The organism is Prevotella sp. khp1 (assembly GCF_900102205.1).
Taxonomy (GTDB): Bacteria; Bacteroidota; Bacteroidia; order Bacteroidales; family Bacteroidaceae; genus Prevotella; species Prevotella ruminicola.
In genome coordinates, this window is sequence record NZ_FNJZ01000003.1 from 235430 (window position 1) to 247681 (window position 12252).

Sequence of the window (12252 nt, forward strand, 5' to 3'; positions counted from 1 at the left end):
ATGTTTATCATGGTTTAAAAACAATGCCATCCTGTCCACATATATACGACAAATTGGCACTGGGCACGTATATTGCACTTTGGTATGTGAGCGCTGGAGCTAAAAAGCAAAGGTGCTCATAACATTGTTGAACTAAAAGTATAATTAGGAGGTATTGATTATGTTACCAGTAATGTTTAAAAACAGTTGGTTCCCAACAGTATTTGACGATTTCCTGAACACTGATTTTATGCCTCGTGCCAACAGTACAGCACCCGCAGTCAATGTCAAGGAGAGTGAGAAGGCCTACACCATGGAACTTGCAGCTCCAGGCATAAAGAAAGAATATTGCCGTGTAGCCATCAACGACGAGGGCAACCTCACCATCGCCATTGAAAACAAGGCTGAACACAAACATGAGGACAAGCACCATCACTATCTGCGCCGCGAGTTCAGCTACTCGAACTACGAGCAGAACTACACGCTGCCAGATGATGTGGTAAAGGAGAAGATTTCTGCTAAGGTTGAGGACGGCATCCTAACGATTACGATGCCAAAGACCGAACCTAAGGAGAAAGTTACGAAAGCTATCGAGGTTTCATAAAGTGATTACGTGGCATCTTAAACTATTGGGAGCAACATCCATCAGCGGTGTTGCTCCCTTTTTTCGTTGGCATCTTTTTCCAAGAATTATTGGATAAAATGTTTGTATTTCATTTTGAGAAACAACGTGTAGTTTTGAAACTTAGTGTAGTTGACGGCGGCATACAGTTCATCGTCGAAGATACGGGTATCGGCATACCTGCTGCCGAGGCCGAGCGCATTTTCGATGAGTTCGTGCAGCTTAATGAATACTACGATGGTACAGGCATCGGACTCACAGTGGCTCGCAGTTTGGCACGCCGCTTGGGAGGTGATGTGGTTCTCGACACCACCTACACCGCAGGTGCCCGCTTTGTGTTTACACTCCCTTGGTGAACCATGAGCTGGGGATGCTGGTGCGCTCGGTCATCCAGTTGGTGGATGGATCTACGGCAATCATCATTGGGGCCTCGCCGGTCTTGGGGAACGAGACGGTGTACATTCGGCCGTCTTTGCCGTTGGCTCGGAAGGTGATGTTGTTATTGTCGTAGTTATAACCGCTCACTTCGAACTCAGCCAGGGCTTTCGAGTAGTCGATGTTGCCCTGCGTGTTGTACATCGTAGCGGTGTCGTAATCCGACTCACTCTTTACCCACTTGGTGCTACCGATGGTTAACTCAAAGTCGATGGTGCCGCCCAGAGCACGGATGAATGCCTTGGTGGGAGCGGTGGTAGTGCTGATAACCTCGTCGCTGGTCTTAACACCATTCTCGGATGTTACCTTATGCGTATAGACGGTGTATTCCTCTACATCTACTACCACATCGTTAAAGTCGAAGTCGCCGATGGCACCCAGGTCTTCAATCATATAACGCTTGGCGCGGCAAGTAGTCACCTGATACTGGTTCTCGGTGATGACTTTCTCCTGAGGCACATCGGGATTACCCACAACAGCCAGCACCAGGTCGTTGTAATCGTTGTCTGTGCCAGCAATGGCATCCTCGATACCAATGTACTTTGCAATATGATTGTCGGCCAGTTCGATATCGTCGAGCTCCAGTTCTACGTTGTCGGGCACATCAATATATACGGCGTGACCATTGGTGGTACCAACGGTTGGCAGTTGTTTGTTATTCTCGTTTCTCACATTATCCAGATAAATCTCGATTGGTGTGCCCACGGGAGCCTCAATCTTTACACCACGCATATTAACGGTCTTACCATCAGGTGTGGTCATGCCGTTAATGGTCTGGAAAAAGTTGTAGTCCTTACTGAAAATAATAACAGGATCTTCGTTGCCCACTTTCACCTTCAGGTCGTAGCGATTAAGACCACCACTGAGCAAGGGGAAGATATAGAACGAGCTGGATGGTGAAACTAATGCAACTTCGTTGCCCACCCAAATTTTCTTCTCGGGTAGCTCACTATTGATAGCGTAGAATAAGTCTGCATTCTTTTGGATGCCACTTTGAATAATATCATAGTTCCATACCGCATTGCTAAACGTAAAGTGCTTGAGCTTCAGTTTCGACACATCCCCCCAGTCGACTCCTTTTTCCAAAACTTCTACGTTGATAGTAGATACACCACGGGTTTTAGCGAGGTTTGGCTCGCCTGTAGTGAAATCCCACGACTGTGTGGGACTAATCTGGCCATACTTGGTCACAAAACTATTGGTGTATGCCGCTTTTTGTGCTTCTTCGTAAGTGGGGATTGTATCCTTTGTGCATGAGGATAGAATAGATGCTAAACACAGACCTGCTGATAATACTAAAAAATTGGTTTTCATATTTACAAATTTTAAATTTTTCGGCAAAAATACGAAAAATCTACCTGTATATACGAGCTTATTAAGGAATTTTACCGAATTTGTTATATTTTAACCCGATGGTTCTTATGAAAAACAAAGTAGCCAGCGTGAAGCGCTGGTTGGATTCGTAAGGAGGCTTGCTGAATAAAATCTGAATGTAAATACTACAAACAGCGTTCTTATAGTTAATAAGTACTAAATTAATGCGGTTGGAAGAGCAATGAACGGGAAAATTGCCTATATTTGTACCAACTAAAAATCACCAAAAAGGAATGCTTATGACAACTAAGAACGAAACAAAAAACGAAGAATTACAGATCGACGATAAGTTAGTCGAGACCAGTACACCGAAACAAATGCCATCTATATGGTACACTTAAAGAATAAGCGCGGCACCTGCAAAAAGGTGTCGCGCTTCTCTTTTTATTGTATGGTAAGTACGGCTTTCTTCAGATGTTTCAGACTGCTGTCGGGACCAATCATAATCTCAAAGTCGCCTGGTTCCAGCACATATTCCAACTGGCTGTTGTAGAATTTCAGCAGGTCGTCGGTAATCTCGAACTTCACTACCTTGCTTTCGCCCTTCTTCAGGTGAATGCGCTCAAAGCCCTTCAGCTCTTTTACGGGGCGGGTGATGCTGGCCACCACATCGTGGATGTACAGCTGCACAATCTCGTCGGCATCGTAGTTGCCGGTATTGGTAACCGTTACCTGTGCTGTGCGGCCGTTAAGCGTTACATCGCTATAAGCAAAGGTGGTATAGCTCAGACCGTAGCCGAAGGGGTAGAGTGGGTCGTTACGTACATCGAAGTAGTTGCTGCCGAACTTCTGGAACTCCTTGCGATCCTCGCCTACAGGGCGACCGGTGGGTAGATAGTTGTAGTAGAGTGGCTCCTGACCTGTGACCTGAGGCATAGAGGTGGTGAGCTTGCCGCTGGGCACCTTATCACCAAACAGTACGTCGCAGATGGCATCGCCTGCCTCGCTGCCACCAAACCATACCTGCAGGATGGCGGGCACATGGGCCTGCTCCCAGCTGAGCACGGTGGGGCGGCCTGCAAAGTTGAGTACCACTACGGGCTTGTCCAGTTGCAGCAGGGCCTGGAGCAGTTCGCGCTGCACATCAAACATCTCGAGTGTGGCGCGGCTGCTGCTCTCGCCACTCATCTCGGCACTCTCGCCCATAGCGCACACAATCACGTCGGCATCCTTGGCTATGGCCAGTGCCTCGCGCTTCAACAGTTCGCTATCCTTGAACGGGGTGGCGCGATAAAAACCACCATCCTTCTGCAGCGTAGAGTCGCTGGTAAAGTTGCAGCCCTGGGCATAGCTCACGGTGGCCTTACCTGCCAGCGCCTGCTCCATAGCCTCTTTCAGGGTGATGTACTTGCTGTTGTCGGCTGTAGGTGCCCAGGTGCCAGCCATGTTGGCACGGTTGTGGGCCATCGGACCGATAAGGGCTATCTTGCCTTGTTTCTTGAGTGGTAGCAGCTGGTCCTGGTTCTTAAGCAGCACAAAACTCTCGGCTGCCAGATTGCGGGCTGCCTGCTTGTGTTCGGTGGTATAGATGTCGGTGGCGCGGCGTTTCTTATCAAGGAAACGGTAGGGATTCTGGAACAGTCCTAACTTGTATTTCGCCTCCAGCACACGACGGCAGGCCTGGTCGATCTCGGCCATAGTGACCTTACCCTCCTTGAGCGACTGCTCTAAGGTACCGATGAATCCCTCGGCACACATATCCATATCGGTGCCTGCCTTCAGGGCCAGTGCCGATACCTGTGGGAGATTGCCCAGACCGTGTTTCATCATCTCGGCGATGGCGCCGTAGTCGGTAACTACAAAGCCATCCCACTGCCACTGCTTGCGCAGCACATCGTCGATAAGCCAGCGGTTGGCTGTGGCAGGGGTGTAATCTACGATATTAAACGATGTCATGAACGAGCCAGCCCCTGCCTTGGCGGCTGCCTGGTAGGGTGGGAAGAACTGGTTGTACATGCGTATGTGACTCATATCTACGGTGTTGTAGTCGCGACCGGCTTCGGCACCGCCGTACAGGGCGTAGTGCTTTACGCAGGCCATCATGTTCTCAGGACCATAGTTGCCCTGATAGCCGCGTACCAATGCCTCGGCAATGCGTGAGCCTAAGAACGGGTCCTCGCCATTACCCTCGGCAATACGGCCCCAGCGGGCATCGAGGGCGATATCCACCATGGGGCTGTAGGTCCAGCAGATGCCATCGGCTGTGGCTTCCTTGGCTGCGATGCGTGCAGCCTGCTCGATGGCAGCCAGGTCCCAACTGCACGACATGCCCAGGGGAATAGGAAAAATGGTTTCGTAGCCATGAATCACGTCCATACCCACCAGCAGGGGAATACCCAGACGGCTCTTCTTGACGGCGGCATCCTGTAGCTGACGGATGCCATCCACACCTTTCTGATTCAGGATGGTGCCCAGCTTGCCCTGGGCTATCAGTTGCATCAGCGGACTGTTCTTCAGTTCGCCTGTGGTTGCCGATGTGCCTGGCAGCAGGTTCATCTGTCCTAACTTCTCCTCGACGGTCATCCTGGCCATCAGCTGGCTGATAAAATCATTCATTTTGGTGTCCTGAGCCGTAACGTGCAGCCCAGAGAGGAGCAGCAGGGCTCCTACAAGTAGTCTTTTTAGTTTCATAAATGGGTTTTAATTAAAGATTTTGGGGCAAAGGTACAAAAAAGTTTGCAAAATGTATTACCTTTGCGGCGAATAATAAAAACAAATTAATAACGATGTACAACAAAAATTATCTACAACTACGATTGATGGTGGTGCTGCTGTGTGCTGCTTTTGCCATTCAGGCTTTTTCGCAAACTGTTTTTACACATCCTTGGCAGGGTAAGCGTGTGGCTTACTTTGGCGACTCGATTACCGACCCGCGTAACAATGGTTCGAAAATAAAGTATTGGGGCTATCTGGCCGATTGGTTGGATATCAAGCCTTACGTATATGGGGTGAGCGGACGCCAGTGGAACGATATTCCACGACAGGCGGATAAGTGCTACGAGGAGCATGGCGACAGCATTGATGCCATTATGATTTTTATTGGTACCAACGATTACAATGCGGGTGTGCCCATAGGCGAGTGGTTCACACAGAAACCCGAGAAGGTGGTGGCTGGCATACACGAACAGAAGCACCCCGTGGACCGTTTGCATCGCTATCCGGTGATGACCGACAGTACGTATCGCGGACGTATCAACATCGCATTAAATAAGGTAAAGCGCATGTATCCCACCAAGCAGATCATACTGCTGACACCTATCCACCGTGCTGGCTTTTATGCCAACGACAAGAACTGGCAGCCTACCGAGGATTATACCAACCAGTGTGGTGAGTATGTGGATGCCTACGTGCAGTCGGTAAAACAGGCTGGTGAGATTTGGGCGCTGCCTGTGATTGACTGGGGCGCTATGAGTGGTCTGTACCCGCTGATGGACGAGCACGCGCAGTACTTTAAGAGTGCCGAGAACGACCGCCTGCATCCCAATGATAAAGGGCACGAGCGCTTGGCCCGTACCCTTTACTATCAGTTGCTTACATTGCCTTGCACATTTTAAGTGCGAGGCAATTTTTTATTTCAGTGTTACCACAACAATCGACTTAGCTGGCACCTTCATGGTAAGCACGCCCTTCTTAATCTTAGCGTCCTTGTACTCCTTTGGAGCAACCACGTTAGGATGATTAAAGTCGTTGTAGTCGGCTACATTCTTTGAGGTGAGGATGCGGCCGCTAACCTGCTTGGCATTGAAACCAGCGAAGTTGAAATCTACGGTCTGATCCTTATCCAGACTTACGTTTGTGATGGCCAGAACGATGCTGCCATCCTTGGTCTTAGCTGCCGATGCAGAGAGCAGTGGGCAGGGACGTGTGGTGTTGTCGCTGGTCTTCTGCTTTTCCTTCCAGTACTCTGTGCTGCACTGCACAGTCTCGCTCTGCAGATCAACAGGCAGATAGGTAGCCTCCTGGAATGGGGTGTACATCTGGAATACGTGATAGGTTGGGGTGAGAACCATGTGGCCTGTGCCTTCCTGATCGGTGAGAATCATCGACTGCAGCACGTTGACTACCTGAGCAATGTTAGCCATCTTTACACGGTCGGTGTACTTGTGGAACACATTCAGACTCAGAGCTGCTACGAAGGCATCGCGCAGGGCGTTCTGCTGGTACAGGTGGCCAGGGATAGTGCCGGGCTCCTCGTCCCACCAGGTTCCCCACTCATCAACCAGCAGGCCGATGTTGTTTTGAGGATCCTTCTCGTCCATGATGGCCTTGTGTTTCTTGATTACCTCCTCGATCTCTAAGCACTTACCCAGTGCCCAGTAGTACTGATCGTTATCGAAGTTGATGGCCGAACCCTTAGGACCATTCCAACCGGTGCAGGTGTAGTAGTGCAGAGAGATACCCTGCATGCGGGCACCAATCTTATCCATACAAACCTTGGTCCAGTTGTAGTCGTAGTCGCTGGCACCTGAGGCAATACGATAGAGGCGGTTGCCGCCCTGATCGCGCAGGTAGGTGTTGAACTTACGGAACTCGTCGCTGTAGTACTCAGGACTCATGTTACCACCGCAGCCCCAGGCCTCGTTACCAATTCCGAAGTACTTTACCTTCCAGGCCTTATCACGTCCGTTAGCACGGCGCAGACGAGCCATTGGAGTATCGCCATCGCTGGTCATATACTCAACCCACTGTGCCATCTCCTTAACGGTACCAGAACCTACGTTACCCGAGATGTAAGGCTCGCAACCCAGCATCTCGCACAGGTTCAGGAACTCGTGGGTACCAAACGAGTTGTCCTCGATGGTGCCACCCCAGTTGTTGTTACGCAAAGAGGGGCGCTCTGACTTTGGACCGATACCGTCCATCCAGTGGTAGTCGTCGGCAAAGCAGCCGCCTGGCCAGCGCAGTACAGGAATCTGCAGCGCCTTGAGAGCCTCGAACACATCCTTACGATAGCCGTTGATGTTAGGAATCTGAGAGTTCTCGCCAACCCAGAGGCCACCGTAGATACAGCTGCCCAGGTGCTCGGAGAACTGACCGTAGATCTCCTTGTTGATCTTGGCTCCAGCCTGATCGGCATGAACCGTAGCTTTCACATTTTCAGCGGCTGATGCCGATGTGGCAAAAGCCAGTGCGATAGTCGCGGTAAAAATAAACTTTTTCATGTGGTTGATAAAAATTACTTGTTATCTACAGCGGCCTGTTCGATAGGCAGACAGCGCTTGTAGTTCTCGATATACTTCTCGAAACCAGCTACATCTTCGGCTGTAGGAGCAACCGAGGTGCCGGTGTTGCCTGCGAATACCACATCCTCGAGGTAGTCGGCCAGGTTCTTACCGTTCTTGCGGATGAGATAGCCTGCCAGCAGAGCGATACCCCATGCGCCACCTTCGCCTGCAGTCTCCATCACCGAGATAGGTGAGTTGAGAGCAGCAGCCAGCATGCGCTGACCAACCACTGGTGTCTTGAAGTAGCCGCCATGACCGGTGATGCGATCCACCTTGATTTTCTCTTCCTTCAGCAGAATGTCGTTACCAATCTTCAGTACGCCGATGGCACCATACAGGTGGGCACGCATAAAGTTAGCCAGGTTGAACTTGTCGCCGGCAGAGCGCACGAACATAGGACGACCCTCGGCCAGACCTGTTACAGGCTCGCCTGATACGTAGTTATAAGCCATCAGACCACCGCAGTCGGTATCGCCTTCGAGGGCCTTGTTAAACAGTTTGCCGTAGAGCTCGTTCATATCCACGGGCACACCCAGCAGCTGCTGATACTCCTTGAACAAGCCTACCCAGGCGTTGATGTCGCTGGTGCAGTTGTTGCAGTGTACCATGGCTACGAGGCTACCATCAGGTGTGGTAACCATATCAATCATCTCGTAAGGCTTAGAGAGTGGCTTCTCGAGCACAATCATCGAGAATGATGAAGTACCGGCTGATACGTTACCTGTGCGCTGCTTAACGGCGTTGGTGGCTACCATACCTGTGCCTGCATCGCCCTCAGGAGGACATACGGGGCAGCCTGGCTTCAGGTGGCCTGACACGTCGAGTTTCATGGCACCCTCGGGGGTGAGGAAACCGGCATTCTCGCCTGCGTTCAATGACTTAGGCAGGATGTCGAGCAACTTCCATGAGAAACCCTTGGGGGCGATCAGCTCGTCGAACTTGCGAACCATCTCGGCATCGTAGGTCTTGGTAGCGGGATCAACAGGAATCATACCCGAAGCATCGCCTACACCCAGTACAAACTCGCCTGTCACCTGCCAGTGTACATAACCTGCCAGGGTGGTGAGGTACTTGATGTCGGCTACGTGCTCCTCGTTGTCGAGAATGCACTGATACAGGTGCGAGATGCTCCAACGCAGGGGGATGTTGTAGTTGAAGAGCTTAGAGAGCTCGGCAGCAGCCTTGCCGGTGTTGGTGTTACGCCAAGTGCGGAAAGGAACTAGAATCTGCTGGTCCTTGTTGAAGGCCATATAGCCGTGCATCATGGCGCTGAAGCCGATGGCTGCCAGGGCCTCGATCTCGCAGTCGTACTGCTTCTGTACGTCCTTGCGCAGTTCGGCATAGCAGTCCTGCAGACCGTACCATACAGCCTCGGTAGAGTAGGTCCACAGACCATCTACCAACTGGTTTTCCCACTCGTGTGAACCCTGTGCGATGGGCTCGTTGTCCTCGTCGATGAGGACGGCCTTTATGCGGGTTGAGCCAAACTCGATACCGAGAACGGCCTTACCTGCCTGAATAGTTTCTTTTGCTGTCATATTGATCTTTTTTTTTGCAACGGACCACAGGACTTTAGGATTATTCTTCCAATTATAATCAATCCTGTTAGTCCTGTTGTCCGTTGCTAATTATTATTATCGAAGCGCCTTATTAAGCATGTAATATACCTCGTTGTTGCGGAGCGTCTGCTTGAAGTCGGCGATGTTGGTCTGCTTGTTGATGCGAACATACTCGATGCCCAGCATCTCGGCGAAATCCTCCCAGTACTCCTCGGTGATGTCGTAAGAGAAAGCGCTGTGGTGAGTACCACCTGCCAGAATCCAGGCTGCAGCACCAATTTCGAAGGTGGGCTGTGGAACCCAGAGAGCCGAAGCTACGGGCAGCTTTGGCATGGGCTGTGGCTCGATGCACTCTACCTCCTGAGAAATCAGGCGGAAACGGTTACCCAGGTCAACAACTGTAGCCTTGATACCAGCACCTGTCTTTGAGGTGAATACCAGACGGGCTGTCTGCTGCTTGCGGATACCGATGCCCAGGAAGTGAACCTCGAGTTTGGGCTTGTCGGTAGCAATCAGAGGACAAACCTCAAGCATGTGGCTCTGCAGACAAGAGCTCTTGTCGCCAGCGAAGTTCAGAGTGTAGTCCTCGAGGAATGAGCAACCAGTAGGCATGCCCTGCTGGATTACCCACAGTGTGCGATACAGGCAGGCTGTCTTCCAGTCGCCCTCGGCACCGAAACCGTAACCCTCCTGCATCAGGCGCTGTGAAGCCAGACCAGGAATCTGGTCGAAACCGCAGAAGTTAGGATCGTCGATGTTAGCATCGCCCAGGTCGTCGAAGTTGGTAGTGAAGGCTGTAGCGCCCTCGTCCTTCAGAACACGGCGCAGGGCAATCTCGGCCTTGGCTGCATTCTTCACCTTTTCCCAGTAAACCTCCTCGCCACTCTCATCAATCTTGATGGTGTAGAGTTTCTTGTACTCCTCAACCAGTTCGTCGGCTTCCTTATCGGTAACCTTCTTGAAATACTCCATCAGCGAGCTTACGGGGTAGTAATCCACGTGGTAGCCCAGGCGCTGCTCGAACTCTACGCGGTCGCCATCGGTTACGGCTACGTTGTTCATGTTCATACCGAACATCAGGCAGCGCACGTTGTGAGCATCAGCCACACCTGCTGCCACGCGAGCCCAAACGGCAATCTGCTTCTGAGCCTTCTCGTCCTTCCAGTAGCCGCAAACCACTTTACGGGCTACACGCATGCGAGTGCAGATATGTCCGAACTCGATATCGCCGTGAGCACTCTGGTTCAGGTTCATGAAGTCCATGTCGATCTCGTTCCAGGGGATTTCGGCATTATACTGTGTGTGGAAGTGGCAGAGGGGCTTCTGCAGCTGCTGCAGACCCTTGATCCACATCTTGGCTGGTGAGAAGGTGTGCATCCATGTGATGATACCCACGCACTTCTCGTCGTTGTTGGCAGCCAGCATCACCTGCTCTACTTCCTTTGAGCTGTTGGCTGTGCCTTTATATACAATCTTTACGGGGATGTTGCCTGAAGCGTTCAAACCCTCAACCATCTCCTTTGAGTGACTGTCAACTGCAACTACAGCGTCGCCTCCGTACAGAAGCTGTGCGCCAGTTACCCACCAAATTTCAAAATTCTCAAAACCTTTCATATTCTTAAGTTGTTATTAGTTAATAATGTATGATTCTTTTTAATGTTTCTGTCCCTTTTGGCCATAGTACGCGTTGGGGCCGTGTTTGCGCATGTAATGCTTCTCAACCAGCAGCGGATTCATGGTGAGGTTGGGATTAACCGAGAAGGCTACGAAAGCCATCTTGGCGCACTGCTCCATCACCTTGGCATTGTAAACGGCATTGTCGGGTGAGGTTCCCCATGAGAATGGACCGTGATTCTTCACAAGCACAGCGGGCGTGTGATCAGGGTTTATCTTACGGATGTTCAGAATCTCATCTACAATCACGTTACCTGTCTCCAGCTCGTAGTTTCCCTTTACCTCTGCCTCGGTCATATCGCGGGTACAAGGGATATCCTTGTAGAAATAGTCGGCGTGAGTGGTGCCGATGTTAGGAATATCGCGACCTGCCTGAGCAAAAGCTGTGGCATAGGTAGAGTGGGTGTGAACCACGCCCTGGATGTTAGGGAATGCCTTATATAATACAAGGTGTGTGGGGGTGTCGGACGATGGATTAAGATCGCCTTCGACCACCTTGCCACTCTCTAAATCTACAACAACCATGTCGCTGGCTTTCATTACATCGTAGTCAACACCAGAGGGCTTGATAACAACAAGTCCTTTTTCACGGTCGATACCTGAGACATTACCCCAGGTAAAGATTACCAGGTTCTGCTTTACAAGGTCGAGATTGGCCTTGAATACTTTTTCTTTCAGTTCTTCTAACATTGTTCTTACAGTTTGAAATTTGAATCTTCGTTATAAGCGCGCTTATTAAAACGATAGAGATAAGCGCCGCGTTTTGAACTTTTCTTGTCAATCAGTTCGGTCTTCTCAATGAAGTCCATCTCCTTGACACGCTTGCGGAAGTTGCGCTTGTCGAGCTCGGTGCCATAAACGGCCTCGTAGAGCGTCTGCAACTGGGTGAGCGTAAACAGATCGGGTAGCAGATTGAAGCCTACGGGTTCGTGCGACATTTTCTGCTGAACCAGCTTGCGAGCCTTGCTTACCATCTCGTTGTGGTCGGAATAAAGCTGTGGAATCTCCTCAACGTCGATCCACTCGGCTCCATGCTCCTGGCGCAGCTTGTCGTCGTAATCCATCACATTAATCAGGGCGTAGTACGAAATTGATACTACGCGCTCGCCTGGGTCGCGGTCCACCTTACCAAAGGCACCAATCTGGCGCATGTAGATGTTACGCAAGCCTGTCAGCTCAAAAAGTGTACGCGAAGCAGCTTCGTCCACACTTTCGGTGGCGCCAACGAAGCCTCCGTAGAGGCTCCATTCGCCACGTCCCGGGTCCATCTTGCGGCGACCGATCAATACCTTCAGCTTCTTTTCATCGAAACCGAAGATGATACAGTCGACCGACAACCAGACTTTTGAATGTTCGTTATAAAATGTCATTTGCTTATTACTAT

Annotated in this window: 10 protein-coding genes; 3 read left to right on the top strand and 7 right to left on the bottom strand. The window is 50.8% G+C overall.

Annotation, left to right across the window (positions count from 1 at the left end; genetic code table 11):
* The first annotated feature begins 160 nt into the window (after positions 1 to 160).
* Both BLR73_RS10020 and BLR73_RS10025 read left to right on the top strand, forming a co-directional pair.
* Positions 161 to 583 carry an Hsp20/alpha crystallin family protein gene (locus BLR73_RS10020; protein WP_091861674.1) on the top strand — a complete coding sequence of 141 codons (423 nt, stop codon included), beginning with the start codon at positions 161 to 163 and terminating at the stop codon, positions 581 to 583.
* A 134-nt stretch (positions 584 to 717) separates the two neighbouring features.
* Positions 718 to 957 (top strand): sensor histidine kinase, encoded by a 240-nt coding sequence (locus BLR73_RS10025; RefSeq protein ID WP_255397369.1) that lies wholly within the window; start codon positions 718 to 720, stop codon positions 955 to 957.
* Here the strand turns inward: BLR73_RS10025 and BLR73_RS10030 are convergent.
* Together BLR73_RS10030 and bglX are read right to left on the bottom strand one after the other, a co-directional pair.
* Entirely contained in the window at positions 941 to 2350 is a 1410-nt protein-coding gene (locus tag BLR73_RS10030; RefSeq protein ID WP_091861680.1) for a hypothetical protein, read from the bottom strand. The two genes, BLR73_RS10025 and BLR73_RS10030, sit on opposite strands and share 17 nt — an antisense overlap.
* A 444-nt stretch (positions 2351 to 2794) precedes the next feature.
* Positions 2795 to 5041: a beta-glucosidase BglX gene (gene bglX, locus BLR73_RS10035; RefSeq protein WP_013064472.1), complete on the bottom strand. Its 2247-nt coding sequence runs from the start codon at positions 5039 to 5041 to the stop codon at positions 2795 to 2797.
* 95 nt (positions 5042 to 5136) lie between these two features.
* Between bglX and BLR73_RS10040 the strand changes: the two genes are divergently transcribed.
* Positions 5137 to 5964: an SGNH/GDSL hydrolase family protein gene (locus BLR73_RS10040; protein ID WP_233456455.1), complete on the top strand. Its 828-nt coding sequence runs from the start codon at positions 5137 to 5139 to the stop codon at positions 5962 to 5964.
* Positions 5965 to 5979: 15 nt separating this feature from the next.
* On the opposite strand, the gene BLR73_RS10045 is transcribed toward BLR73_RS10040, so the two are convergent.
* From BLR73_RS10045 to BLR73_RS10065, 5 genes are all read right to left on the bottom strand, one after another.
* Positions 5980 to 7572, bottom strand: coding sequence for an alpha-N-arabinofuranosidase (locus BLR73_RS10045; RefSeq protein ID WP_091861683.1), 1593 nt, complete (start codon positions 7570 to 7572; stop codon positions 5980 to 5982).
* Between the two features lie 14 nt (positions 7573 to 7586).
* Positions 7587 to 9173 (bottom strand): xylulokinase, encoded by a 1587-nt coding sequence (locus BLR73_RS10050; protein WP_369821147.1) that lies wholly within the window; start codon positions 9171 to 9173, stop codon positions 7587 to 7589.
* 96 nt (positions 9174 to 9269) lie between these two features.
* On the bottom strand, positions 9270 to 10808 hold the full coding sequence (gene araA / locus BLR73_RS10055; RefSeq protein WP_073045169.1) for an L-arabinose isomerase: 1539 nt from the start codon (positions 10806 to 10808) through the stop codon (positions 9270 to 9272).
* 39 nt (positions 10809 to 10847) lie between these two features.
* Positions 10848 to 11558 carry an L-ribulose-5-phosphate 4-epimerase gene (locus tag BLR73_RS10060; protein ID WP_013065512.1) on the bottom strand — a complete coding sequence of 237 codons (711 nt, stop codon included), beginning with the start codon at positions 11556 to 11558 and terminating at the stop codon, positions 10848 to 10850.
* 5 nt (positions 11559 to 11563) lie between these two features.
* Positions 11564 to 12238, bottom strand: coding sequence for an NUDIX hydrolase (locus BLR73_RS10065; RefSeq protein ID WP_013064006.1), 675 nt, complete (start codon positions 12236 to 12238; stop codon positions 11564 to 11566).
* Positions 12239 to 12252: the final 14 nt, after the last annotated feature.